The sequence below is a fragment of the Mycobacterium sp. Panama NTM2 genome (assembly GCF_054355555.1).
Genome location: NZ_CM135953.1, coordinates 4,223,841 through 4,249,400 on the forward strand (window position 1 = coordinate 4,223,841; position 25,560 = coordinate 4,249,400).

Consider the following 25,560-nt stretch of genomic DNA (forward strand, 5'->3'; position numbering starts at 1 on the left):
CATCGATCACGCGATCATTCGCGGCTGTTGAGGGTTTCCTTCATCTTCGCGATCGCGAAGCCCCAGCCCTGCTCGACGGTCGGCTTCGGCGGTATCGAGATCTCGGCAGGATTGGTCCGAAAGTCCAGCAGAGAAGGACCGTCGTGGGCCAGCGCCTCGGCGACGGCGTCGGCGATGTCATCCGGTCGGGTCACACAACGGGCGTGCAACCCCATGGCGGTGGCGACATCGGCGATGTCGGGGTTGTCGAGCTCGGTGCCGTGTTCGGGCAGTCCGCTCTGCTCCTGCTCGAGCTTCACCATTCCCAGGCGTCCGTTGTTGAACACGACGAACGTCGCGGGCAGCCGATAGGTCACGGCCGTACGAAGATCGCCCAGCAGCATCATCAACCCGCCATCGCCACAGAACGCGATGACTTGACGGTCGCGGTCGAGCGCTGAGGCCCCCAGCGCCTGCGGCATCGCATTGGCCATCGAGCCGAGGTTGTAGGAGCCGAGCAGCCGCCGATCGCCGCGCATCTCGACGAACCGCGACAGCCACACCGTCGACATGCCGGTGTCCGAGGTGAAGATGGCGTCGTCGGAGGCGGCGTCGTCGATCGCAGCCGCCACCGCCTCCGGCCGGATCAACTCGTCGGGGTTGTCCAGGTGTTTGCGTAGTCGGCCCAGCAGTTTGCGGTCGTGATCGGGTTCAGCCAGCCGGCGCTGCGCGGCGTGCCACACCTGGAATTCTGCGCGATGGCGGTCGAGGAACTTGGTGTCGGACCGCCGCTGGAGCAACGGAAGTAGTTGCGCCAGCGTGTCTGTGGCATCACCGACCAGCGGAGCCGCGACCGGCAGGCGACAGCCGATGTGTTCGGGTCTGCTGTCGAGCTGGACCACCTTTTTGTCCTGCGGCAGCCAGTCCCGGTAAGGGAAGTCGGTACCCACCAACAGCAGGGCATCGGCCCGGTGGAGGGCCAGGTGCGCGGCCGGGTTCCCGATCAGCCCCGACTGCCCGACCTGGTAGGGGTTGTCGCCTTCCAGTCCCTCCTTGCCCTTCAACGTCAGAACCATCGGCGCCGCCAGTGTTTTCGCCACCGACAGCACCTGCTCGCGCGCCTCCCGGGCGCCACAGCCGACGAGCATCGTCACGGTGTCGGCGTCGTTGAGCAGCGCAGCGGCCGCCTCCACATCGGCGGGCGCGGCCACCTGCCGCGAGCGCTGCGACGCGAATGACCGCTGATGGTCGGCAACCTCTTGATCGCCGATGTCACCGGGAATCGTCAGGACCGCGACGCCGCGCCGGGCCAGCGCCGAGTTGACTGCCTGCTCGAGCAGATACGGCAGCTGGGTGGGCGCGGTGACGGTGGCGTGGTACACGGCCACGTCGGCGAAGACCGCGTCGTTGTCGACCTCCTGGAAGAAGTTGCTCCACATGTCCGACGTGGGGACCTGACCGCAGATCGCCAGCACCGGGGCATGCGACTTCTTCGCGTCGTAGAGACCGTTGAGCAGGTGCAGCGAGCCCGGACCGACGGTGCCCATACAGACCCCGAGCGAACCGGTGAGCTGGGCCTGCGCCCCCGCGGCGAATGCCGCCGCCTCCTCGTGGCGCACACCGATCCATTCCAGCGTGTCCTGGCGGCGGATGGCGTCGGTGATGGGGTTCAGCGCGTCCCCGACCACCCCCCACACCTGACGGACGCCGAGATCGGTGAGTGCGGAGACGAGCGTCGAAGCGACGGTGGCCATGTCGCTCCTTTCTGTGTCGGGGTCACCTGTGTTGGAGACGAGCAGGGGTGAACGAGTCGGCATCGGCGGCCGCCCAGTCCGAGCGCCACGTCGGAACCGCGTCGTCGAGTAGGGCTTTCGCCGGTAACCACTCGAAAATCTCGGCGTACGAGCGCTGCTCGGTGGCCGACAAGCGCTTACGCAGCAGGTGCGGCGACAGGTCGGCGGGGTCGGACACACCCATTGACGCCATCAATCGCATCGCCTCGGCGACCGTCGCCTGTTGGTAACGGTAGACACGTTCGCTCTTGTCGACGACGTCCAGAGCTCGGGCCCGCCGCGGATCCTGGGTGGCGACACCCACCGGGCAGTGGTTGGTGTGGCAGCGCTGGGATTGGATGCAGCCGGTCGCCATCATCATCGACCGCGCTGCATTGGTGTAGTCGGCGCCCTGGATGAGCCGTTTCACGATGTCCGTGCCGGTGGCCACCTTGCCGCTGGCCCCGATTCGGATGCGGTTGCGCAGCCCGGTGCCTACCAAGGCGTTGTGCACGGTCATCAATCCGTCGGTCAGAGGAAGACCGACATGATCCTCGAATTCCAGCGGCGCCGCGGCGGTACCGCCCTCGGCACCGTCGACGATGATGAAGTCCGGGGTGATCCCCTCAATGAGCATCGCCTTGCAGATCGCAAGGACATCCACCCGGGAACCGACGCACAGTTTGAACCCGACGGGTTTGCCGTCGGCGAGCTCACGCAGACGGGCGACGAAGCCGATCAGCTGACGCGGCGTGTGGAACTCCGAATGCGCGGCCGGGCTGACACACTTCTGACCGGCGGGAACACCGCGGTAGCGGGCGATCTCATCGCTGACCTTGGACGCGGGCAGCACACCGCCGACGCCCGGTTTGGCGCCTTGACTGAGTTTGATGGAGATGCACTTGACGGCGTCGTTGGCTGCCTTGTCCTCGAACTGGTCGGGGTCGAAGGCGCCGTCCTCGGTACGCGTGCCGAAGTAGCCAGAGCCTATCTCCCACACTACATCTGCACCGCCGAGGTGATACGGCGTCAACCCACCCTCGCCGGTGTCGTGGGCGAAACCGCCTCGCTTGGCGCCGTTGTTGAGAGCCTTCAACGCGTTGCCCGACAACGCCCCGAAACTCATCGACGAAATGTTCATCAGCGCCATGTCGTAGGGACGGCGACAGTCCGGCCCGCCGATGCGCACCCGGGGCGGATCGGACGGCTGCTCGATCGGCGCGGTCGAGTGCACGAGGTACTCGTAACCGGGTTCGTCGATGTCCCGTTCGGTGCCGAACGACAGCTCGGCCGCAGTGCCTTTCGCGCGCTCGTAGATCAGCGATCGCACGTCTCGGTCGAAGGGCCGCCATCGAAATTGCGCTCGATGAAGTACTGCTGCAGTTCGGGCCGTAGAGCCTCCAGCAGATAGCGCATGTGACCGAGAATCGGATAGTTCCGCAACACCGCGTGCCGCCGCTGCACCAGGTCGTAGCAGCCGACCACAGCCAACATCGCCACCAACGCCGCCGGGATGAACCACCCCCAGTGCAAGACAAAGCCACCCGTGGCCAGCACGACGGCCAGGGCTGCCAATCCCGCCACGACCCCGACTCGGATCATCACCGACCGCCTCGCTTTCCGGGCCCGGTGACCCGTCGTGCTTTCGTCTCGGCTTCATACCCCGGCGTGGCGTTTTTCATCCGTATGGTTCGTCGACTCACAGCAAGCACCCAGCAATCAGAAATGCGTCTGCGGACGGTCGAGGGCACGCCCGTCGACAGTGATGTCGACCTTCTCGTTGTAGAACGCGACCATGTTGGCGATCGGCGCGACCGCAGGTAGCGGGGACTGATAGGTCCAGGCGAGATCGGTGTGCGTCGTCTCTCCGATGCGCGCCGACCAGTACCCGGACGTGACACCCTTGTAGGGGCAGAGCGTCTCGGTGTCCGAGGGCTCGAGGTGATCGAACGAGACGTCGGTCCGGTCGATGTAATACCGTGTCGGCAGGCCTGTTTCGAAGACGAGAACCGCGCTACGCGTGTCGGCCAGCCGGACGCCGTCGACGTCGACGGTGATGTGGCGGTGCGAGCGAAGGGCATCCACCCGCACGTACGGATTACGTGGGTGGCCGTAGATCGGCTCGTCCTCTTCGAACCACGTCACGGCCGTCCACTCGAAGCGCACCAGACCGGCGACCATCCCGTCGCCGGCGTCGAACACTCGCGCCGCTGCCGGATGTGTCGTCGACGGACCTACGACGGTGAACATGCGGGAGGTGCCGAACTGCACTTTCTGAGGATGATCGTCGTCACGCAGGAAGTCGGAGCGGACATCACTGAGCGGGATGTAGTACTGCGGGTAGTACGGCACCTCCCAGACGTACCTGGCGGCGACCGTGTCGAAAAGCTGCTGGCCGTCCAAGAATCCGCGGACTCGGCGCGGTACCGGCTCGACGCGTCCGCGCGCGGCCGCCATCTGCGGGTAGTCGGGCAGGGCAACGTGTGAGCGATCGGTCACGTGAGAGCTCCTCGCGGTTCAGCGATGCCGGATCAGCCGGTCACGCAGGCTGGTGATCCGCCAAGGATGATCCTCGTGCGGCCACATCCGCTCGATTTCGGCGTTGAACTCGGCGCCGAGCAAGATGACGATGCCGGTCACCCAGAGCCACAGAACGACAGCCAGGGGAACGGCCAGCTGGCTGAAGATGGCGTCATCGGCGACGCTGAAGGTCAGGTAGGCCCGCAGTCCCGCTGACGCCAGCACCCAGAGGGCGACCGCGAGCACGGCACCGGGCAGATCTCGGCGCCACGGCGTCTTCCATGGGACCCCGATGTGATAGAGCGTGGCCAGCCCGACGAGGACGACCAGTATCACGCTGGGCCAGAACATCAGGTCCAGAGCACGCAGCGTGGTGTCGGCGATCGCGTCGGGTGCCAGCCAGCGCACCAACCGCGGTCCGATGACCATGGGTGGTAGAACCGCCACCGCGCCGGCGAGCGCCGCGATCGTCAGACCCAGGGCCAGCAAGCGCCGTCGCCACCCGGGCCTCGGCTCGACGCCGTAGACGATCGTGATCGTCTCCAGGTAGCGGTTGACTGCTCGCGATCCGGTCCACAGGCTGAGCGCCAAGCTCAGCGAGACCACGCCGCCGCGAGTCTCGGCGAGCACGGTCTGCACCGCGTTCTCGTAGGTGGCGTACGTCGGATCGGACAGGAACGACTCGGGGATACCGAGCACGAGCTCGCTGAGTTCGGCGGTGCCCTGGGGGCCCAGAGCTGCTGCGACGAAGCCCAGGGAGCCGATGACGGCCAGCAGCAGGGCGGGCAGCGAGATCAGGGTGAACAATGCCGCCTCGGCTGCCAGGCCGGGCAATCGATCGTGTACCGCGGCGCGTCCGGTCCGCCAGATCAGTCGGCTCGTCTGTTGCAGCGGACCCGGGAGGCGGTCGAAACGTGCGGTCCCCCGGCTCAGCACGACGTCGCGGACAGCGCGCGCCTGGCGGGACAGCCGTGCACGCAGGTCTCGTACCTCGCGCTCGGGATCCATCACCTCGAGCCTAGGAGACCGCGCGGCGAGCGAGGAAGTCGGCGCCGGTCCCGCCGAACCGGACGCCTCAGCCCAATTGATCCAGCACAAGCGCCAAGATGAGACCCCCGGCGGCGGCCACACCCGTGGTGTACGAATCCTGCTTGAACGCCTTCGGGAACACCTCCGTGGCCAGCGATGCCACCACGGCACCACCGGCGAAGCACCTGATCAGCGCCAGCGCCGCCGCCGGCACCCCCGCCAGCAGCAGGTTGCCGCCCAGTGCGGCGACCGAGAGAAGTCCGGCCGTGGCGCTCCACAACGCGAACACCTTGCCGTTGGACGCCCCGCCACTCGACATCTGCTTCGCCCCGCCGGCGGCCTCGGGCAGATTGGACAGGAAGATGGAGCCCGACAGAGCGGCGACCTGGAGCGGCCCCGCCCCGATGAGAGCCACTCCGAGCGCCATGTTCTCCGGCACACCGTCCAGCGTGATGGCGGCCAGCAGCCCACCGCCGCTGTCGGAATCCCACCTCGTGTTGACCCACCGATCGAGTACCGCGAAGACGATCGCGCCGAGCAGAACCACCAGCGAGACCGCCCATATCGGGGCCTGCTCGGTCGCGGGACGGACGAGCTCCAGGACGACCGAGATGATGAGGGCGCCGCCCGCCAGCGCGACGATGAAGCCCTCGACCTTCTCGGGTAGCGAGCCGTAGATTCCCCACGCCGCACCCAGCATGAGTGCTGCGGAGACCACCAGAATGACGACGACGGTCAGCAACGGTCCCCTCCCCGTTCGTAGATGTCGGCGGGCCATCCGCGGCGGTGAATGTTACCTGGACATCACCGCAATCGTTGCGCAACCGCAGTCATCATGGGAAAGGAGCCCGTGATGCCTCAGATCAAGATGCCCGCGAAATCTGATCCATGCCTCAGGTAAGAATGCCCGCGAAACGGCGTTGGGTCAGGAGGCCTTGATCCGGATGCCTTTGCGGGTGTCGGGTAGGGCGGTGGGGATGCTGGCGAGGTAGAGCTGTTCGGTTTTCTCCTTGGCCAGCTGGAGAAGTCGGTTCTGCAGGTCGGCGATCTGGCGTCCCATCGCGGCCGGGTTCAGGCTGTCGCGGTAGGTCAGGAGCTCCGATTCTTGGGCTGGTGAGAGGACGCCGGCCGCCAGTAGCCGGTCCAGTGGGGTCTTGGGCTGGTCGTAGAGACGGCGGCGCCGGCCGTCACCGCTGCTGGCGTAGCCGATGGGTTTGATGGTGGGGGTCAGGTAGTTGAGCCGGTCGTTGACCAGAGGCCAGAGCCGGTTGAGCACCGCACGTTCCTCGTCGGTGTCGTAGCGGTAGTAGAACCCGTACTTGCGGACGAGATGGTTGTTCTTGGACTCGATGGTGGCCTGGTCGTTCTTCTTGTACGGCCGGGAGCGGGTGAAGAAGATCTCCATCTGCCCGGCCCATTTGATGACGGCTTTGTTGAGGAACTCGGTGCCGTTGTCGAAGTCCAAACCAGTTACCTCATACGGTATTTCATGCACACCTGCTTTCAGGGCGGCCAGGATGTGGGTGTGGGCGTTGTTGCGCACGGTCCGCGTGAAAGTCCAGCCGGTGTGCACATCGGTGAGGTTGAGGGTGCGGGCGAACTCGCCCTTCAACGTCGGCCCGCAGTGCGCGACGGTGTCTCCTTCGAAAAAGCCTGGCGCAGCTTCGATTTCGTCGGTGGCCTTGCGAATCTTGACCGACGAGCGCAACAGCGGCGAGGGCTTGGTGGTGGACTTGCCCTTGATCTGGTCTTTGGCTTTCACCGGCGCCAGATAGCGGTCGATTGACGCCGCGCTCATCGCCAACAGCTCCTCGCGCACCGTCGGGCTGTAACGGTCACGGCCAAAGACCAACTCGCCGTGGCGCTCCAACCCGTCGAGCTGCAGGGCCATCGAAGCAGCCAGGTACTTGCCGCACTGCCCACCCGAGGCGGCCCAGACCTTCTGCAGCACCTTACGGGTGTCATAGCTGTACTTCGGCGAGCGCGGTTTGCGCGGCCGTTTTGCGACACTGCGGCCCGCACCCGGCGGGCGCCTGGCCGCTACCGTGAGCCGCCGGCGGGCGTTATCACGCGACCAGCCGGTCACCTCGACCACCTGATCCAGAATCCGGCCCCGGTCCTTCTTCGAAGCCCTCACATACGCCTTGGCGTACCTGGCGGTGACCTCGGCACGAGACGCCATCGACAACCCACTTCCCATGCTCCACGACGATCACCATTTCGCGGGCATTCTTACGTGAGGCACCGAGGGCGTTTCGCGGGCACTTTTCGTGAGTCAAGCCGGAGCCTGGCGAGGCAGCCATCGAGGTGACACAATTCAGTCACTTGAATGAGGACGTGATGACGTGGACGCTCTTGATATGGCGACCGCCGAACGCACGGATCTCGCTGACCTGTTGGACACCTTGACGCCCGCGCAATGGGCGGCGCCGTCGCTGTGCGAGGGCTGGCGTGTACGCGATGTCGTCGCACACGTGATGAGTTTCGACGGCGTCACCTTCGCCGGTATGGTGCGGCGCGCCATCCGCGGTCGAATGCGGCACATCAATCAGGTGGGTGTCGACGAACTCGCCTTTCTCACCACCGAACAACTCCTGCAGCGGTTGCGCGCGCATCTGAGGCCGCAGGGCTTGGCCACGACGTTGGGAGGTCGCCTCGCCCTGCTCGATGTCACCATCCACCATCAGGACATCCGGCGTCCGTTGGGGATGCCGCGCCAGATCCCGGCACCTCGACTGCGGCGAGTCCTCGCCGACAGCGTGCGCAGCCCGGAATTGCCGGCGTGGCGTCTCGCTCGAGGTTTACGGCTGGCCCCCACCGACCTCGACTGGACGCACGGCTCGGGCCCCGACGTCACAGGACCGGCGGAAGCCGTGCTGATGGCGATCACCGGCCGACGGATCGCCGTCCCGGAACTGGCCGGTCGCGGCCGGTCGATACTGTTGAGCCGGCTCGCTCGCTGACCCCAGCCGAGACCTGCCCTGAGGTGTTGTGACTCTCGGCTCGGCGGTGGCCGATCAATCCGCGGCGGTCGTGCTACCCAGCAGATCCCGGACGCGATTGGCGACGCGAATGAACTCCGGACGCTCCATCGTCTCGGCGTAGTCCCGATCCACTGGCAGGTCGACGTCGAGCGTCTCGACGATCCGGCCGGGACGAGGGCTCATCACGACGACACGGTTGGCCAGGTAGACGGCCTCGGCGACAGAGTGGGTCACCAGGACGACTGTCGTCTGTGTTTCCCGCCAGATGCGATGCAGTTCGACGTTCATCTTTTCCCGAGTCAGCGCGTCGAGCGCACCGAACGGCTCGTCCATCAGCAGCACGTCGGGTTCGTGCAGCAGCGCCCGGCACAACGAAACCCGTTGCTGCATACCGCCCGAGAGCTCGTAGGGCATCGCGTTGGCGAAGCCCGAGAGTCCCGTCATGTCCAACAGGTGATCGCACCGGCGCGCAGCGTCCTGCCGGGACATGCCGCGCATCTCGGCCTGAAGAAGGATGTTCTTGCGCACACTGCGCCATTCGAGCAGTGCGGCGCGCTGGAAGACGTAGCCGATCTCGCGCTGGGGCCCACGCACGGATCTGCCGCGCAGACGTACCGCGCCGCTGGTGGATCCGGTCAGTCCGGCGATCACCTTGAGCAGCGTCGACTTCCCGCACCCCGAGGGGCCTGCGATGGTGACGAACTCGCCGTCGGCGACCTGCAGATCGATGTCCTGCAGCGCAGTGGTGGTCCCCCGCTTGGAGGAGAACGTCACCGTGAGTCCTTCCACGGTGATGCCGGCGGGGGTCACGCCGGTCGACGGATCGATGGTGGCGGCGGTCATCTCCGGTCCCCTCACTCGTCGCCGCGCGGGCTGATGGAGGAGTCCCAGTACTCGCTGGGATCCTTGGCTGTCTCCAGCAGACCCGCCTGGTTCAGGGTGGCGATGGTGGACTTCCAGTCTGCTTCGGTGTTGACGCCTGGCGCCTGATCCGCGGTCGCCGGGGTGCTCAACAACGGAATGGTCTGACGCCACTGCTCGAGCAGCACCTCGCGCGGCGGCATCTGCGGGTCTTTGCCTGCCATGGCGTCCACGGCGCCCTCGGGGTCGGCGATCGCTGCCGCGAAGGCCTCGCTGGTGGCTTCGACCATCTGCTGCGCGAGTTCTGTCCTGTCGGAGAGGGTTTCGGTGTTGGCGATGAGGCCGTTGCTGTAGAAGTTCAGGCCCGCATCGCTGTACCGGAGGTAGCGCATCTCGCGACCGCTCTTGTTCGCGATCGTCGGGCCCTGGTCGTGGGCGAAGCCGATCAATCCGTCGACTCGGCCGGACATCAGGGCGGACATCTTGCCCGCGGCGTCGAGACTCTGCTGCTTGACCTGGTCCTCGGGCACACCGACCTTCTCGAGGTAGATCGGGAAGGTCGTCGTCGGCGCGTCACCGGCGGATACCGCGATGGTCTTGCCGACGAGATCCTGGGGGGTCTCGATCCCCGAGTCCGCGAACACCTGCACCGCCGACGGCGTCGTCTGCAGGAAGACGCCCATGCTCTTGGCCTTGACGCCCTTGTCGATGTTGCTGAGTACCGCAGGGGTGTCCGCCCAGCCGAAATCGACCTGCTGGGAACCGACGGCCTGCACGGTCTTGGTCGAACCCTGCCCGGCGTCGATCGTGAGGTTGATTCCATGTTCGGCGAAGATGCCCTTCTCGACGCCGTAGTAGAACGGCGCGTGCTCACCGTAGGGGTACCAGTTGAGCATCAGTGTCGCCGGTGAAGTCGATCCGTCGGCGGCGGTTGAGGTCTCGGAGCCACTGCCGCCGCAGGCGGTCAGCGTCAGCAGGGTGGCGGTGGCCGCGGCGGCGATGCCGACGGCCCGTCGGTGCAACGACATGGTCTCTCCTGGGTTCCGGGTCAGGCTTGGGTGGTGGATGAATTGACGCGGCGCGACGAGTGCCACGGGATGAGCAGCTTCTCGGCGATCTCGATGATGGCGAACAGTGCGATGCCCAGCACGGACATGATCACGAGTGCGGCGAACAGCATTGCGGTGTCGACGTTTCCGTTGGCCTGCAGGATGACGTAGCCGAGTCCCTCGTTGGAGCCGACGAACTCACCGACGACAGCACCGGTGACGGCGAGTGTGGCGGCGACTTTCAGTCCCGACATCAACTGGGGCAACGCTGCGGGAAAGCGGATCTTGGCGAAGGTCTTGAGCTTGCTCGCACCCATGGTCGACGTCAGTTCGAGAATCTCCGGATCGACCGACCTCAGGCCGGCCAGTCCCGAGATGACGATCGGGAAGAACGCCATCAGGACGGCGACCAGGATCTTGGGCGACGTGCCGAAACCCAGCCACACGATGAACAGCGGCGCGATCGCGATCTTCGGGATCACCTGGGCGAACAGGATCAACGGATAGACGGTTTTCTCGATGTTCGACGAGTAGACCATCACGACCGCGACGAAGACACCGACCACAGTGGCGATAGCGAAGCCGACCACCGTCTCCCAGGTGGTGACCCAGGTGTTCTGGGCGAGGTACGCGGCGTTGTCCACGGCGGTCTGCCACGTATCGGCGGGTGAGGGCAGGATGTAGGGAGCGACGAGGTCGGCCTCGGTGACGGCCCACCACGCCACGAGAAGCGCGAGCAGCAGAGCGGACGGGCGCCAGATGCTCGACAGCGTGGCCATCGGCGACAACGATGTCCGCGGGGATCGCCGCGGGCGCCTTTCCTGTGCGGCGGGGCGCGTGGCCCGGCGCGATTCCGCGGGTGCGGTTACGGCCATGGATGAATCCTTGATTCGAAGGTCCGGGCGGGCGAGCACCCGATGGGAATGCGCTTTCCGAAGCACTTCCGACCCTAACGTGATGCAGCGCACACTGTCAACGACGCTGCGCAACGACCCGGCGTCAGTGGAGGTCAGAGTTGCGTGCTGGTGCGGAGCACGACCTCGCCGGGGACTCGTTCCCGACGGTCGCCGGCGCCCGGATCGGTGCACAGCGCGAGTTCGACTGCGCGTGCCCCGATCCGTTCCAGCGGAAGGGCCACCGTCGAAAGACTCGGCCAATGGTCACGCAGCGTGGGGATGTCGTCGAAGCCGGCGATACAGACGTCGCGCGGGACCTCCAGGCCCATCTCCCGCCATGCGGCGATCGCACCGATGGCCATCACGTCGGTGACGGCGAAGACGCACACCGGCGGGGCGCCGGTCGCGGGGCCGAGCTGCAGCGCGGCGGCCAGCCGCCGGGCAGCCGAGTGCCCCCCGTCGCGGGTGAAATCGCCCGAGACCTCGACCAGCGGAGTGATGCCTCGCCTCCCCAGGGCGTCGACGAAACCGTTGCGGCGGTCCACCGCGGTGCGAATGCTGCCCGGCCCGCCGATCACGGCGAACTGCGTGTGTCCCAACTCGACCAGCTGATCAGCGAGTTCTGCTGAGGAAAAAGCATTTTCGGGTTCGACAGCACCGCCGAAGGCCAACGGCTGACCGATGACGACGATGCGACCGCCGTTGTCCCGATAGCGGCCGAACTCGGTTTCGATGTCGCGGTCGAGGTGTCCGCTCTGGCGGGAACCAGCCAGCACGATCGCGTCGGCGCGGTGCGAAATGAAGGTGCTTACCGCGTCGCGTTCGATGTCGTAATCGCGGTCGGTACTGGCGAGCAGCACCTGCTTTCCGGCCGCGCGCGAGGCGTTCTGCACGCCGCGCGCTATCGACGAGAAGTACGGGTCGGCGATGTCGTGCACCACCAGGCCGAGCAGTCCGGTCGACGCTCTCGCCAGCGCCTGGGCCTGCGCGTTCGGCACGTAGCCCAGCTCCCTGGCCGCCGCCCGGACGCGATCGGCGACGCCCTCGCCGGGCACGCGAGCGGACCCGTTGAGCACCCGGGACGCCGTTGCCTGGGACACGCCCGCACGGGTCGCCACGTCCTGCAGGGTGACCGCCATCCGCTTGCCTTTCTCAATCGCCACGTCACGGGCGAGTTCCGGCGCACGGGTTGACCGACGCGCGGCTGTGAGCTTACCGTGGAATGCGCATTCCGAAGTGCAATCCACCGCCCTTTCGCGCAGCGTCGACGCCGCGCCCCACGATGGAGCACATTCACCATGACCACTGCCCGCAAGACTCTGCGCATCGCCATGAACGGCGTCACCGGCCGCATGGGCTACCGCCAACACCTGGTGCGCTCGATCCTGCCGTTGCGCGACTCGGGCTTGGCGCTCGAGGACGGCTCACGCGTCGCCGTCGAGCCGATCCTCATCGGCCGTAACGCCGACCGTCTCGCCGATCTCGCCGCCCAGCACGGTGTCGAGCACTGGACCACCGACACCGCTGCGGTCATCGCCGATCCCACCGTAGACGTCTACTTCGACGCCCAGGTGACGTCCCGCAGGGTCGAGGCACTGACCGCCGCGATCAAGGCGGGCAAGCACGTCTACTCCGAAAAGCCAACGGCCGAAACGTTGGTCGAGGCCATCGAGCTCGCCCGGATGGCCGAGAACGCCGGCATCGTGGCCGGCGTCGTCCACGACAAGCTCTATCTGCCCGGCCTGGTCAAATTGCGCCGACTCGTCGACGAGGGCTTCTTCGGCCGCCTCCTCTCGATGCGTGGCGAGTTCGGCTACTGGGTGTTCGAGGGTGACGGTCAGGCGGCGCAGCGGCCGAGCTGGAACTACCGCGCCGAGGACGGCGGCGGGATCACCGTCGACATGTTCTGCCACTGGAACTACGTCATGGAAGGTCTGCTGGGCAAGGTCGAGGCGGTCACCGCGAAGACCGTCACCCACATCCCGACACGCTGGGACGAGGCAGGCAAGGAGTACGCCGCCACCGCTGACGACGCCGCATACGGCATCTTCGAGATCGCCGGCGGCGTCATCGCGCAGATCAACTCGTCGTGGGCGGTGCGTGTGCACCGCGACGAACTCGTCGAGTTCCAGATCGACGGCACCCACGGTTCGGCCGTTGCGGGACTGCGGAATTGCGTCGCGCAGCAGCGCGCGCACACGCCGAAACCCGTGTGGAATCCCGATCTGCCCGTCACCGAGAAGTTTCGCGACCAGTGGCTCGACGTGCCGGCCAACGCCGACCTGGACAACGGCTTCAAGCTGCAGTGGGAGGAGTATCTGCGCGACGTGCTCGCCGCGCGGTCGCATCGCTTCGGACTGCTCTCGGCCGCACGCGGTGTCCAGCTCGCCCAACTCGGCCTCGAGAGTTCCGCACGCGGTGTGCGCCTCGAGGTTCCGGAGATCGTGCTGTGACCCTCACCGCGGACACCACCGCCCGCATCGCTCTCCCCCTCGACGGCGCCGTGCGGTCCTACCAGCTGTCCTCGCCGGGTGCGTGGCGACGGCCCGATCGGCCGATCACATCGCGGATCGCCTACGCCGCAGCACATGTCGTGCCGAGGGTGACCGCCGACAACACCCCCGGCGCGCCCGCCGATCTCGACTGGGACGCGACGCTGGCCTACCGGCATGAGCTGTGGTCCTACGGCCTCGGTGTCGCCGACGCGATGGACACGGCGCAACGCGGCATGGGCATGAGCTGGGCCGCCACCGCCGAACTGATCCGCCGGAGCGCGGTCGAGGCAGCTTCGGTCGGAGGCCGGCTGGCCTGCGGCGCGGGCACCGATCAACTCGAGCTCCCCGACATCCGCTCGGGGACGGCGGGTCTGGCCACGGTGACCGACGCCTACCGCGAGCAGATCGCCACCATCGGCGAAGCGGGTGCGCAGGTGGTCGTGATGGCGTCACGCGCGCTCGCGGCCGTGGCCACCTCAGCCGACGATTATCTCTCGGTGTACCGGACGCTGCTGTCGGAAGTGGAGCGCCCGGTGATCCTGCACTGGCTGGGCGAGATGTTCGACCCGGCGCTGCGCGGATACTGGGGAAGCGCCGACATCGATTCGGCCACTGCCACATTCGTGCGCCTCATCGAGGAGAACGCGGACAAGGTCGACGGCGTCAAGGTGTCCCTGCTGGACGCCGGGCGCGAGGTCGCGCTGCGTCGGGCACTGCCGGCGGGAGTCCGGCTGTACACGGGCGACGACTTCAACTATCCCGAGTTGATCATGGGCGACGAGCACGGACACTCCGACGCCCTGCTCGGCATCTTCGCAGCGATCTATCCCGCCGCGTCGACGGCCCTGCAGGAGATCGACGCCGGTCATCCCGTGCTCGCCCGCGAGATCCTCGATTCGACACAGGAACTCGGCAGGCACATCTTCGAGGCCCCCACCTACTACTACAAGACGGGCATCGCCTTCCTCGCCTGGCTCAACGGCCATCAGCCCGGTTTCGCGCTCGTCGGCGGACTGGCCTCCGGACGGTCGGTGACGCACCTGACGAAGATCTTCGTCCTCGCCGACAGGGCCGGCCTGCTCGCAGATCCCGACCGCGCGGTCCACCGGATGCGCGTGTTCCTCGAACTGAACGGAATTACCCAATGACCGGCACGGACTTCGCCCGGCTCTCGTTGAACACCAAGACCACGAACTCGTGGAGCCTGCGCGAAGCGGTCGAGGGAGCGGCAGCCGCCGGGCTGCCCGCTGTCGGGTTGTGGCGCGACCGGGTCGCCGAGGCCGGTGTCGCCGAATCGGCCAAGACACTGGCCGACAACGGGATTCGTGCATCGAGTCTGTGTCGCGGCGGTTTCCTCACCGGGTTCGACGACGGCGCACTCGATGACAACCGGCGCGCCATCGAGGAGGCCGCCGCGCTCGGGGCCCCCGAACTCGTCATGGTGGTCGGCGGCGTCCCGGACCGGGACCTTCCCGGGGCGCGCGCACGGGTCGCCGACCGAATCGGCGCGCTGGCTCCTCACGCCGCCGCGTGCGGGGTCCGGCTGGCTCTGGAACCCCTTCACCCCATGTACTGCGCCGATCGTGCGGTGATCTCCACGTTGGCCCAGGCCCTCGCTCTCGCAGCACCGCACCCGGCGGATGTCGTGGGCGTCGTGGTGGACACCTTCCACGTGTGGTGGGACCCGGAGTTGACTCAGCAGATCGCTGAAGCCGGAAGACAGGGGCGCATCAGCAGTTACCAGGTCTGCGACTGGCTGGTGCCCATGGCTGCCGACCCGCTGATGTCGCGCGGCATGATGGGCGACGGGGTCATCGATTTCGCGTCGGTGACCGCGATGGTGTCTGCTGCTGGTTACCGCGGTGACGTGGAAGTCGAGATCTTCAACGCCGACGTGTGGTCCGCCGATCCGCGCGGGGTCGTGCAGACGATGAAGCAGCGGTATCGCGAGTTGGTGCTGCCCGCTCTGTCAGAGTGAGGGTGCTCGTCGCGCCGTAACTGGAGCCTTTTTGGGCGCCGGGCGTGCGACTTTGCCCTCGCCGTCCTGGCATCGTGGTCGGCCGGTCAGGAGACTGTCGCGACCGAGCGCTCCTGTCACCAGCGGTAGTCGAGGAACTTCCCGTCGAAGGTGACCACTACACGGTCGCCGTCCGGATCTGCGCGGCGCTTGACGTCCACCTTGAAGTTGATGGCGCTCATGATGCCGTCACCGAACTCCTCGTGGATCAACTCTTTGAGGGCGGGCCCGTAGACGGCGAGCGCCTCGTGGAACCGGTAGATGGTCGGATCGGACATGAGCGCGGGGTCGATTCCGCGGCTGGGCTGCAGCGCAAGGCTCTCGGCCACCTCGCTGTCGAGCTCGAGCAGCGCGCACACCCGCTCAGCCTGAGCGGCCGGCATGGGGTGCTGGCCGAGCAGGGCGGCCACACACCACACCAGGGGCGCATCGATCTCCGCCGCGATGTCGGACCATTCCAGCTTCTTGCGGATGCGAGCGGCCTTGATCAGCTCCGCGGCCTCGTTCTTGGGCATGATCGGGGTCATCGGGCACTCCGTCCTGTTGCCATCAGCGAGCGGTCCTCCGAGGGTAGTTCGACCAGCCGTGTATCGCCGGTGCGGGCGTGCGTGGCAAACAGCGTCAATCCCACGAAGGTCAATCCACCGACGAGATTGCCGATCACCGTGGGGATTTCATTCCACATCAGGTAGTCGCCGATCGAGAAATCGCCGCCGAGCATGAGCCCCGACGGGAACAGGAACATGTTGACGATGGAATGCTCGAAACCCATGTAGAAGAACAGCATGATGGGCATCCACATCGCGATGACCTTGCCCGAGACGCTAGTGGACATCATCGCCGCCACGACGCCGGTGGAGACCATCCAGTTGCACAGCACTCCGCGGATGAACAGTGTCAACATGCCTGCAGCACCGTGCTCGGCGTACCCCACCGTCCGGCTGTGGCCGATCTCACCGATCCGCTGACCGACTTCGTTGGGGTCGACACTGAAGCCGTAGGTGAACACGACCGCCATCATCAGGGCAACGACGATGGCGCCCGCGAAGTTTCCGACGAAGACCAGGCCCCAGTTGCGCATCATCGACCTGAACGTCACGCCGCGCCGCTTGTCGAGCAATGCCAGCGGGACGAGCGTGAAAACGCCTGTCAGAAGATCGAATCCGAGCAGATAGAGCAGACAGAATCCGACGGGGAACAAAACCGCGCCGAGCAACGCGTTGCCGGTCTGCACGGTGATGGTCACGGCGAACGCCGCCGCGAGGGCGAGGATGGCGCCTGCCATGAAGGCTCTAATCAAGATGTCGCGGGTCGACATCAACGCTTTCGACTCGCCGGCGTCGATCATCTTGCCGACGAACTCGCTCGGACTCACATACGACATACACAACCTTTCCGGGGGACCGTTGCCTTCACGATTCCCCGGTCGGATTGCCGATTCGCAACAGCGTGTGGACAGTCGTGTTGCCACCCCCTCACAGCCAACCCCCAGGTTGTGTGAGGCGGGCTGGTGAGCGGCGGAGACGGCTGTCCACCCATTGCCGGAGCCGATCCGCCTGACTCAATCGGCCCCTGCGGTCAGGATGCTGCCCGCGAATTGTCCTCTCGCGGCGTCGACGTCGAACCGGATCCGGCCCCGATCCGGGGGCGTAGCCCATAGTCGTCGGGCCGCATCGTCATGTCGGCATAGCTGTCGAGATCCTGTTCGGTTCCAAGCGTCAGCTCGACCGCCGTCTTCGCTTGGAACAGTGCGATCACCGCCTGCTGGTGATGGTCGGTACCGAGGGAGGTGAGGGCCAGCGCAAGCTTGCGGTCGACGTAATCGACAGACCGCTCCAGGTCCGACTTCGCCGGCTGGATCGGGCGGGGCTGCGGCGCGGCAACTCCTTCCATGCCGAGCCCGCTGTACCAGCGATACCCGAGCGCGCCGAGAACAGCCGCGCAGCCCGGGATGACGACGATGACGCAGAGCAGACCGGGAGTGCCCTCGAGAACCAGTGCACCGACGAATCCGAGGAGCAACGTCGTGCTCGTCACGAACAGCAGTCGCGCCGAGGGGGGCACCGCTGCCAGCGCACGACCCATCTGAACGACCGTGCGTGCGCCCGACCGTGCCGCGCGACCGATAAGACTGAACAGCGATCGGAAGATCGTGACGACTCGGCGTCCGATGTCGTCGACGTGCTGGCGGGTGACAGGTGACTTCGGTATCGACCACGTGCGCTGCTGTGGCGATGGGCTTGTCGCGCACGGAGGGTCTGTAGGCGCCTCGGTGGGGGCGGATTCGGCTGCGCTGCTCGGCTGGGCATCCACTCCCCCCACCGGTTCCGAAGCCTTCGTCACATCCGCATCAGAAGTCACAGACGCATCATCTCGCAATTGGTGCTCGCGATCACCGTGACGCGCCGTCGGAGGATGGCTCGACCGATATCCGTCGGGCGGCCTGTCGGGCCAATCGGGCGGGCCGTCGCGGCGCCTGTTTCGTCGGGAGGTCTAGTGCGACGCGGTCAGCCGCGCGGAGCCCGTCACGCGGCCCGCCGAGCGTGGGCGCCGGCGACGCACAGCGACGGCATCCTGCTCGGTGAGGTACTCGACGAAGTGGGTGACGATCCACGCTGCGCCGCAAAGCGCCAGTGCGAGACCGAAGCTCGCGGGCGATCCGAAAAGCATTGCGACCAAGGCGAACGTGCCCGACGCTATGGCGGCGACCATGGCGACCGTGTGGACGATGACATATCGACGTCGCCGACGAAGTGTTGGTGTACTTGTTGTCATGTGACGTACCTCCGTCACAAGCGATTCCCGAGCGTCCGCGGCGCTAAACAACATGGTTGTTATTCGTTCGTGATTCGGGTGGTCTCAGAGGCCGAACCGACACCGGGTCGAGCGGACTTCAGTTGCTCATTGGGCTCGAGGTCCGGTGCGGTGCCGAGGTCAGCGTGCGGAGCCCGCATCCGTCAGTAGCAGCGCTGCCTCGTTGTAGGGAAACGCCCGAAAGAGCAGCCGGGAAGGCCCTGTGACGAGGTCCGCGGCCTCGGCTTTACTCACCACCCGGGGCTCGACGAGCGCAACAGCTCGTCCGCGCTTACGCAGCACTGCCGGTCCGCCGGCCAGGACGTTCTTCAACCAATCCGTCTGCAGGCCATAGCCGATGAGGATGGCGTAACCCTTATGGGTCTTGAACACCAAAAGGGGTGTGCGATATCGCTTCCCCGACTTCCGCCCGATGTGCTCGAGTGTCCCGAGGTTCGGAAGCCACGGTGTGATGGTGCGGGCCGCCGGATTGGTGATCCGCTTGTTGAACTGTGCGACTCGTCGAGGGACGCGCATGTTCGGAGTCTAGGTGTCGGTCGAAGGGAGTTGATGCCGACGCGGTGTTGACGCAGGGAGCTGCCGGCGACAGCGATCACTCGAAGTTCGAATCGCAAGTGGCCCCGCCCGGCGAGGATGCTTGTGCCCCCAGTCGGACTCGAACCGACACTTGGCGGATTTTAAGTCCGCTGCCTCTGCCAATTGGGCTATGGGGGCTTTGCAGCTCAGAGCATACTTCAGGCCGTTTCGGCCTTTTTCTGACGTCCCGAGTACCGCAGTGATACCGCAGTACTGTCGATGGCCTTGCCCAGCGCATCGGCGACACCGCTCAGATCATCGTTGAGCAAGTGACCGTAGCGGTCGAGCGTCATCGCCGCCGTCGCGTGTCCAAGTAGCCGTTGCACGACCTTGACGTTAGCGCCTGCGCTGATCGCCAGCGACGCCGTGGTGTGCCTTAGGCCATGGGGTACCAGCCCCTCGATCCCGACTTCGGCGCACGCATTGTCGAACGCCCACCGGTACTCGCCGAGCGGCAAGAACCCGCCTTTGCGGCTCGGGAACACCAGTGCATTCGGATCGGTAGGCAATTCAGCGTGAAGCCGCTTCCACACAGGTTCGGGTACCGGCACGTGGCGATCCCGCTTCGTCTTGGTCGTTGACTCGACGATGCCCTTACCGGTGACCGCGGTCGCGGACGATCGCACCGTGAGCACGCGGTCACCCACATGCCGGCGCCTCAGTGCTACGGCTTCGCCGAACCTCAGCCCGCAGTAGCCGAGGACCAGCGTCAGCGTCTCGAACCGATCGGCAGCCTTGGCCAGCATCAACAGCTCGGCATGACTCAGATACCGCCGCTCACGCTCGGCTTGTTCGGGAAGATCCTCATCCCGCTTTATCTCCAGAGCGACGTTCTTCGCGACCTTGCCGGTTCGTTGCGCGTATTTGAGGACAGCGCCGACGAGCTGGTGCGCCTGGGTGATCCGGCTTGCCGACAGACCCGCGCCTCGTTGCCCACCATCGACAGACAGAGCGCCCAGCCAGGTCGAGTACGACTCGTAGTCGAGCCGTTTCAGCGGGACGTCTTCCCACTTGGGCAACACCACCGTGTCGAGCAACGAGCGATACCCTGCAACGGTTTTCGGCTTCCGATGCTGTTTGGTGGTGAACCACTGCTCGGCGACCGTGCCGAACGTTTCGGCACTCTTGCGGGGATCGACATACTCACCGCGCTGAACGTCCGCAGTGAGACCGTTCAGATAGGCCTGTGCATCCGGCTTGCGCTGGAAGCTCTTGGTGCGCTCGGCTCCGGTGGCATCAACCCACCTGACGCGCCAGCGCGACACCTTGCCGTACACCGCGGATCTCTCGGTGCGCATCGTTCCGTCCGGATCTTTGACGCGCTTGTGCCAGCGGTCGTCGATACCCGCTCGCTCGTTCCGGGTGATCACGAATCGAACATACCGCAGTAATCCGCGTCATCCGTCCGCTTTGCGATCCATCGTTCTTCGACCTTCGGCCAACTCAATCCGAAGCAGCATGACCGGAAATACTTTTCGGTCAATGTGGCTGTGGTGGTGGACACGGCGCCATAGCCGCAGTCACTGTTGGCTCAGCCAAACCAACCGTAATTCAGGAGGAATCTGATGGAATTGCTAGGAGCCAAGGAAGTCTCGGACCTGACCGGTGTCCCGGTTGGGACGCTGAGGTACTGGCGTCATTCGGACATCGGTCCAGCGAGCTTCACCTTGGGCCGCCGGGTCGTTTATCGACGCGATGAGGTTCTGCGATGGATCTCCCAGCGGGAGAGCACAACCCGGCGCGGAGGCGGCGACGCCGCGTGACGCCGACGAATGAGAAAGACCTCGGGGTCTAGCCGAGGCCTTTCGTTCGAACCACCCGATTACCCAAAACGGAAGTTCCCCATGAGACTAACCCGTCATGCCGGCCTGCGGAAGCACCACAGGCTTGATTGCCTATGAGCAGCAACGCAGATAATGACAAGAAATCCGTCGCCGCACGCCTGGTCACTATGGCCCAAGAACGCTATCTCCTCGGAGTTTCCGAAGACGGCAAGCCCTTCGGCGCCGAACGCAGCCGGCCCCATCTGGCGATACTACTGCGCGCAGGAAAAGCTGGCCTGCGCGCCGAGCTCGCCTCCCGGTACTTCAATGACACCGGGACCGTTGCCGGCGGCCAGGCCCTCACCGACGCCACGCTGGTCCTCGAAGGCTTGGCCGCCAACCAGCCCCCGGAGAAACTGCACCTGCGCATCGCCGACCACCACGGCACGAGCTACATCGACACCGGCCGACAAGACGGAAAGGTCATCCGCATCGGCCAGGGTCGATGGACAGTCGCCGACTCAGCTCCGGTTCGGTTCTTGCGGACAGCGCTGACCGCCGAGATGCCTCTCCCACCCGCCAACGGTGACGTCAACAAGCTATGGAACTTCGTTAACGTTGCCGTCGAGGACCAACCCGTGTTGCTTGCAGTGCTCATCGCTGCGCTCGTCCAGTGCGATGTCCCGCACCCTGTGTTGGCGCTGTTCGCCGAGCAAGGCAGCGCCAAAACCACGACGACGCGCATGCTGGTCGATCTCATCGACCCCTCCTCTATTGAAGTGCGCCAGGCGCCCCGCGACGCCGACTCGTGGGTGACCGCTGCCTCCGGTTCCTGGGTAGTGGCCCTGGACAATTTGTCCGCGATCCCACCGTGGTTGTCGGACTCGCTGTGTCGAGCTGCGACAGGCGACGGCAACGTCAAACGCGCGCTCTACACCGATGCGGACCTCGCAGTGATCAAGTTCCGCCGCTGCATCATCGTTAACGGCATCGACGTCGGCGCAATACGTCCCGACCTCGCCGAACGCATGGCAATGGTTGATCTGCGACGCATCGAACGCCACATGCGACAGTCTGAGGCCACTCTGCGACAACAGTGGCGCACGGCTCTACCAGGCATTTTAAGCGGGCTCCTCAACCTGGCCGCCACCGTTCATCAACGCCTCGAAACCATCGTGGTCGATGATGCGCCACGCATGGCGGACTTTGGTCGCGTGCTGGCGGCCGTCGACGAACTTTTGTCGACTCATGGCTTACGCCGCTACATGTCCCGCGCAGATCAGCTCGCGGAGGACAGCTTGTCCGGCGATCTCTTCATCGAACAGCTGCGCCACCACATATTAGAACCGCTGCGCGGACAGTCCGGTGTCGACCTGCTCGCCCTCTTCACCCCGACAGGCGATCACTGGCGACGCCCCAAGGAATGGCCCAAGAACGGCCGCGATGTGACAAGCCTGCTCCGTAGACACGCGCCGGCGCTGCGAAACCTGGGATGGGCGATCGAGAACGACGGAGCCCGCAACCACCGCAACGTCCTGCTGTGGACCATCTATCCACCACACAAAGATGTGGCTGCCCATCAAGCCTCGCAGCCCTCGCGTCCCTCGCTGCTACGGCCCAGTCCCCCCGCAGCGCCCGCCCGAGAGAACCCGACCACTTCTAGCGCCGACGAGCGCCGCGACGACCTCTCCGCATAACGGCACCCCGCGGTCCAGATTCGACGAGCTGTCGGTGCCTGCAGGCAGTATCAGGAGCAGCCGAGAGGGAGCAGCTGCGATGAGCCTTGATGACGACCTGGAGAACTTGGCCACTGCCGCGGTCAGCGATTGGCCCGAGATCGTATTCTCCGGCCGGCTTGATGCGGCGATCCGCGACCTATACCGGACGCATCTGCGGTTCCCGCCATCCTGGACCCCGGACGAGCGCGATGAGTTCATCGAGGAACGCGCCGACACCGAAGCCCAACGATTGGCCACCCGGTTCGACGACGCCATCGACGTCATGATCGACGATTTCGGCCGGCAGAACGGGTACTTGCCTCATCATGAGTACGCATCAACGATGATCACCAAAGCACGAAAGGACGCCGTTTACGAGTTGGAGGCCAGCATCGAGTACCTAGCCGATGACCTCGCTCAGACGGTTACGCACACCGCTGGCCGTACCGTCGCGAGCATGACCGGGCGCAGTCCCGCCGCACGACGTCCCCATAGAAATGGCCCTCGCCGAATCAGCTGACTTCTCACCAACTACGGCGCGGATGAACGGCATTGGACAGGTCACGGGCAGCCGTCAGCGTGGCACGATCAAGTTTCTTGAGCCGAGCCTGCTCTGCCAAGCGAGTAAGCAACCCGCGTAAAGCCTCGCCATCGTCCAGGACCCTGTTGGCGGCATCCACCGGTGCGACGGGCCGGTGCGGCTCGGGTGTTCCCGCAGATTGCTTCTGCGATGCAGCGGCTTTCGGGACTTCGATCACGCGAATCGGCGCCCCGTATCGCTGTGCGGCGATACGGGCCGCCGATGCGTCCCGACGACACGTATCCGAGCAATACAGCCGGCGTCGGCCACGTCTAGGAGTGGCGTCCTCATCGAGCATCACCGCATCGCAGCGGACACACCGAGTCGGATCGTAGGCACCGCCCTCGCTCTCATTTCTTTCAACACCATCACAGATCGGATCATCGTTGACTGCAGCGCCTTCGGGTACGACATCAGCAGCTCTCGAACGTGCTGCCGGGGAGATTGCCGAATCATGTCCACCCTCGCCCCCGGCCCGGCGCAGCTGTGCCTGAATCTCACGGACATCGACACCGACAAGCTCAGCGATCTGCGCGAAGGTCAGACCACGACCACGCATCTGCCCGACCAGCGCCTGCAGACCACGAAAGTGACCGGCCCTGCGCTTTACGGCATCAGCACGGATGTTCTCCGCCGCCTGGTCAAAACGCTTGCGCTCCCATGAATCAACAGCACCGACTCTGTGCAGCATTGCACGGATCGACTCGGCATCAGACGCATTGGCGCGATCCCGCCGAGCCCGCGAAGCATTCTTCTTGCGCTGCAGTTCGACCGCCCGATACCGGGCCTTCAGCTTCTCGTTCGCTCCCATGCCTGCAACCTACGAACCGACGGACGAAATAGTCCACCACCACAGCCACATTCGCCTACAACCCAGATTCGTGTGCGTTCGCCAACAGGCACAGCCCCGAGGCCTATGTAGCCACCGGTCAAGGCGCGTACGACACAGCCAGCCGAAGCTCATCGACTTCCAGGCCCGTTAGGTGGGCGATGTCGGCCAACGATTGTCCGGAATCAACCATCTGCTTCACCTGCTTGCTGTACGTGCACAGAGACATGGTGAGTTCCGCCGAAGCCTCAACGCGCTCATGGTCATCGATGTCATCGCCAGCCGCCGAGAGAGTCTCGAGCTTCCACACTTGCACCTCGGCAACGCCAGCCAGTGCACGTGTGAGGATCACGCCATCGGCCATATTGGCCAACTCCCGTTCGGCGTCGGCATTGTCGGTACGCGTTTTTCTATCCACGGCCGAACGATAGGACCCCGCTCCTGTCGGCGGCCACCACCACAGCCATATTCGCCCAAAGTAAAGCGAGCCAACGACAGGCTCCCCGAGGGCTACTCAACCGCACGTGATCCCGACGTGCCGTTTCCGAGGGCGTGTTGCCGCCTTCACGCACGGCCAAGCGGCAACGGCCAGACAGGCACACACCTCTTGCACTCCGGGGCCAGCACGATCATTCAACGACGGACGATATTCGGGTAAAGATCCTCGGCGCGGACACCCCGCGCCCCAAGCAGTGCGAGACCGCGGATGGGAGGAGTTGCCTGCGAGACACCTCACGGACGTAGGGGGAAGAGTTCTCAACGCGGGAAACGGCGGTCCGAACACTGGGGTGGTGCACTCACTTTGCCGGCACGAATCGTCACGCGGATGCCCATGGAATCTGCGCACACGGCCTCGCCGATGACGGCGCCGAACGGCCCTTCGATGCCATCGCCGACGCGATTTGCGAGAAGGCGAAAAGAGCCCGAATACCAGCCGGCTGGACGTTGTGATTTCGTTGTGCCTACCGAGCTAGACGCGCGGGGCGGCCCGTCTGCTTGGTTGAGATCTTCGACTCTTTGGCGTCGCTGTCGGTCTTGCGGTGTGCGGCGAGAAAGTCATCGACGATGTTCGCGCAGTCATTGTGGGTGATGGTGCGAATCCCAGTCATTCGGGCGAAGGCGAGTGGTCCGACGAGTTGGCAGAGCGCCAGTTCCCGGTCGAAGCCGTCAAGTTCGGCTCGTGCTCTCGGGCTGGTGAGTATGGCGTCAAACGGTTGACGGTACTGGTCAACGACTCGAGCCCGTAACGCGCCCGATGTGTGGCGGTCATCAGCATCGTTATTGGAGCCGGTGGGCCCCAATGAGAGCCACGCGAGTGTCGTGACATGCAGCGGTGCGTCGTTGAAAAGGGCGGCTTGGCGGCTGAGCAGTTCGATCAGCTGCTCACGGAGGGGTCCGCTGGTCGGTGCCGGAGTGGTCACTTGTGGAAGTAGGCGTTCGAACGTGGCTGCGAGTAAATGCGACGAACTGTGGAAGTGGCGGTACAGCGTGGTTCGGGCCACTTTGGATGCTTTGGTGACGGCATCGATAGTGACTGCTTCCACCCCACCGGTGCTCAGTAGCGTTGCAGCAGCATCCAGCAGCCGGGTGCGTGACCGGATGCGCCGAGGGTCCACGTCGTCGTCAGGGACTGGCACTGACTGGCTGTCGCTCACTCTTTCACCTCGGCGGCCGATCT

At 65.4% G+C, this 25,560-nt stretch carries 25 protein-coding genes, 1 tRNA gene and 1 pseudogene; 7 read left to right on the forward strand and 20 right to left on the reverse strand.

The window, feature by feature from the left end:
- Positions 1-14 precede the first annotated feature (14 nt).
- The 6 genes and pseudogenes from ACXYX3_RS20135 to ACXYX3_RS20160 form a co-directional block, all read right to left on the reverse strand.
- Positions 15-1,733 (reverse strand): thiamine pyrophosphate-dependent enzyme, encoded by a 1,719-nt coding sequence (locus tag ACXYX3_RS20135; RefSeq protein ID WP_458608764.1) that lies wholly within the window; start codon positions 1,731-1,733, stop codon positions 15-17.
- 22 nt (positions 1,734-1,755) lie between these two features.
- A pseudogene (locus ACXYX3_RS20140) lies at positions 1,756-3,353 on the reverse strand (FMN-binding glutamate synthase family protein).
- Positions 3,354-3,470: 117 nt separating this feature from the next.
- Positions 3,471-4,208, reverse strand: coding sequence for a DUF427 domain-containing protein (locus ACXYX3_RS20145; RefSeq protein WP_458612154.1), 738 nt, complete (start codon positions 4,206-4,208; stop codon positions 3,471-3,473).
- A gap of 60 nt (positions 4,209-4,268) precedes the next feature.
- On the reverse strand, positions 4,269-5,279 hold the full coding sequence (locus tag ACXYX3_RS20150; protein WP_458608765.1) for a YihY/virulence factor BrkB family protein: 1,011 nt from the start codon (positions 5,277-5,279) through the stop codon (positions 4,269-4,271).
- Positions 5,280-5,346: 67 nt separating this feature from the next.
- The gene (locus ACXYX3_RS20155; RefSeq protein WP_458608766.1) at positions 5,347-6,042 is read right to left on the reverse strand and encodes a ZIP family metal transporter; all 696 of its coding nucleotides are present in this window, start codon (positions 6,040-6,042) and stop codon (positions 5,347-5,349) included.
- A 183-nt stretch (positions 6,043-6,225) separates the two neighbouring features.
- On the reverse strand, positions 6,226-7,482 hold the full coding sequence (locus ACXYX3_RS20160; protein WP_176215952.1) for an integrase catalytic domain-containing protein: 1,257 nt from the start codon (positions 7,480-7,482) through the stop codon (positions 6,226-6,228).
- A 178-nt stretch (positions 7,483-7,660) separates the two neighbouring features.
- Between ACXYX3_RS20160 and ACXYX3_RS20165 the strand changes: the two genes are divergently transcribed.
- Positions 7,661-8,263 (forward strand): maleylpyruvate isomerase family mycothiol-dependent enzyme, encoded by a 603-nt coding sequence (locus ACXYX3_RS20165; RefSeq protein ID WP_458612156.1) that lies wholly within the window; start codon positions 7,661-7,663, stop codon positions 8,261-8,263.
- Positions 8,264-8,317: 54 nt separating this feature from the next.
- Here ACXYX3_RS20165 and ACXYX3_RS20170 read toward each other — a convergent pair whose 3' ends face one another.
- The 4 genes from ACXYX3_RS20170 to ACXYX3_RS20185 all read right to left on the reverse strand — a co-directional run bounded on the left by ACXYX3_RS20170 (position 8,318) and on the right by ACXYX3_RS20185 (position 12,229).
- Positions 8,318-9,127, reverse strand: a complete 810-nt coding sequence (locus ACXYX3_RS20170) for an ABC transporter ATP-binding protein (protein ID WP_458608767.1) — start codon at positions 9,125-9,127, stop codon at positions 8,318-8,320.
- Between the two features lie 11 nt (positions 9,128-9,138).
- Complete coding sequence (locus ACXYX3_RS20175; protein WP_458608768.1) at positions 9,139-10,173, reverse strand: ABC transporter substrate-binding protein; 1,035 nt, start codon at positions 10,171-10,173, stop codon at positions 9,139-9,141.
- A gap of 20 nt (positions 10,174-10,193) precedes the next feature.
- A complete protein-coding gene (locus ACXYX3_RS20180) occupies positions 10,194-10,973 on the reverse strand; it encodes an ABC transporter permease (RefSeq protein WP_458608769.1) in 780 nt (259 codons plus the stop codon).
- A gap of 230 nt (positions 10,974-11,203) precedes the next feature.
- Positions 11,204-12,229, reverse strand: a complete 1,026-nt coding sequence (locus ACXYX3_RS20185; RefSeq protein WP_458612157.1) for a LacI family DNA-binding transcriptional regulator — start codon at positions 12,227-12,229, stop codon at positions 11,204-11,206.
- Between the two features lie 159 nt (positions 12,230-12,388).
- Here ACXYX3_RS20185 and ACXYX3_RS20190 point away from each other — a divergent pair, with 159 nt between their 5' ends.
- From ACXYX3_RS20190 to ACXYX3_RS20200, 3 genes are read left to right on the forward strand one after another with little or no spacing between them, the layout of a single operon-like run.
- Positions 12,389-13,543, forward strand: a complete 1,155-nt coding sequence (locus ACXYX3_RS20190; protein WP_458608770.1) for a Gfo/Idh/MocA family protein — start codon at positions 12,389-12,391, stop codon at positions 13,541-13,543.
- Positions 13,540-14,733, forward strand: coding sequence for a dihydrodipicolinate synthase family protein (locus tag ACXYX3_RS20195; protein WP_458608771.1), 1,194 nt, complete (start codon positions 13,540-13,542; stop codon positions 14,731-14,733). The genes ACXYX3_RS20190 and ACXYX3_RS20195 overlap by 4 nt, the downstream gene beginning before the upstream one ends.
- Positions 14,730-15,563, forward strand: a complete 834-nt coding sequence (locus ACXYX3_RS20200) for a sugar phosphate isomerase/epimerase family protein (RefSeq protein ID WP_458608772.1) — start codon at positions 14,730-14,732, stop codon at positions 15,561-15,563. Before ACXYX3_RS20195 ends, ACXYX3_RS20200 begins: the two co-directional genes overlap by 4 nt.
- 116 nt (positions 15,564-15,679) lie before the next feature.
- On the opposite strand, the gene cynS is transcribed toward ACXYX3_RS20200, so the two are convergent.
- The 7 genes from cynS to ACXYX3_RS20235 all read right to left on the reverse strand — a co-directional run bounded on the left by cynS (position 15,680) and on the right by ACXYX3_RS20235 (position 20,269).
- A complete protein-coding gene (cynS, locus tag ACXYX3_RS20205) occupies positions 15,680-16,129 on the reverse strand; it encodes a cyanase (protein WP_458608773.1) in 450 nt (149 codons plus the stop codon).
- Positions 16,126-16,986: a formate/nitrite transporter family protein gene (locus ACXYX3_RS20210; RefSeq protein ID WP_458608774.1), complete on the reverse strand. Its 861-nt coding sequence runs from the start codon at positions 16,984-16,986 to the stop codon at positions 16,126-16,128. The genes cynS and ACXYX3_RS20210 overlap by 4 nt, the downstream gene beginning before the upstream one ends.
- Before the next feature lie 194 nt (positions 16,987-17,180).
- A complete protein-coding gene (locus tag ACXYX3_RS20215; RefSeq protein WP_458608775.1) occupies positions 17,181-17,687 on the reverse strand; it encodes a hypothetical protein in 507 nt (168 codons plus the stop codon).
- A gap of 408 nt (positions 17,688-18,095) precedes the next feature.
- On the reverse strand, positions 18,096-18,314 hold the full coding sequence (locus tag ACXYX3_RS20220) for a hypothetical protein (RefSeq protein ID WP_458608776.1): 219 nt from the start codon (positions 18,312-18,314) through the stop codon (positions 18,096-18,098).
- Positions 18,315-18,536: 222 nt separating this feature from the next.
- Positions 18,537-18,932 (reverse strand): nitroreductase family deazaflavin-dependent oxidoreductase, encoded by a 396-nt coding sequence (locus ACXYX3_RS20225; RefSeq protein WP_458608777.1) that lies wholly within the window; start codon positions 18,930-18,932, stop codon positions 18,537-18,539.
- A gap of 124 nt (positions 18,933-19,056) precedes the next feature.
- Positions 19,057-19,130: transfer RNA gene (locus tag ACXYX3_RS20230), tRNA-Leu, on the reverse strand.
- Positions 19,131-19,150: 20 nt separating this feature from the next.
- Entirely contained in the window at positions 19,151-20,269 is a 1,119-nt protein-coding gene (locus tag ACXYX3_RS20235) for a tyrosine-type recombinase/integrase (protein WP_234797888.1), read from the reverse strand.
- Positions 20,270-20,557: 288 nt separating this feature from the next.
- Here ACXYX3_RS20235 and ACXYX3_RS20240 point away from each other — a divergent pair, with 288 nt between their 5' ends.
- The 3 genes from ACXYX3_RS20240 (at position 20,558) to ACXYX3_RS20250 (ending at position 22,993) form a co-directional block, all read left to right on the forward strand.
- Entirely contained in the window at positions 20,558-20,755 is a 198-nt protein-coding gene (locus ACXYX3_RS20240; protein WP_013471006.1) for a helix-turn-helix transcriptional regulator, read from the forward strand.
- Positions 20,756-20,889: 134 nt separating this feature from the next.
- Entirely contained in the window at positions 20,890-22,452 is a 1,563-nt protein-coding gene (locus tag ACXYX3_RS20245) for a hypothetical protein (protein ID WP_013471005.1), read from the forward strand.
- A 106-nt stretch (positions 22,453-22,558) separates the two neighbouring features.
- Positions 22,559-22,993, forward strand: coding sequence for a transposase (locus tag ACXYX3_RS20250; protein ID WP_458608778.1), 435 nt, complete (start codon positions 22,559-22,561; stop codon positions 22,991-22,993).
- Between the two features lie 4 nt (positions 22,994-22,997).
- Here ACXYX3_RS20250 and ACXYX3_RS20255 read toward each other — a convergent pair whose 3' ends face one another.
- From ACXYX3_RS20255 to ACXYX3_RS20265, 3 genes are all read right to left on the reverse strand, one after another.
- A complete protein-coding gene (locus tag ACXYX3_RS20255) occupies positions 22,998-23,864 on the reverse strand; it encodes a hypothetical protein (protein ID WP_013471003.1) in 867 nt (288 codons plus the stop codon).
- Between the two features lie 118 nt (positions 23,865-23,982).
- Complete coding sequence (locus ACXYX3_RS20260) at positions 23,983-24,300, reverse strand: hypothetical protein (RefSeq protein WP_013471002.1); 318 nt, start codon at positions 24,298-24,300, stop codon at positions 23,983-23,985.
- A 544-nt stretch (positions 24,301-24,844) separates the two neighbouring features.
- Positions 24,845-25,537 (reverse strand): TetR/AcrR family transcriptional regulator, encoded by a 693-nt coding sequence (locus tag ACXYX3_RS20265; protein WP_458608779.1) that lies wholly within the window; start codon positions 25,535-25,537, stop codon positions 24,845-24,847.
- Positions 25,538-25,560: the final 23 nt, after the last annotated feature.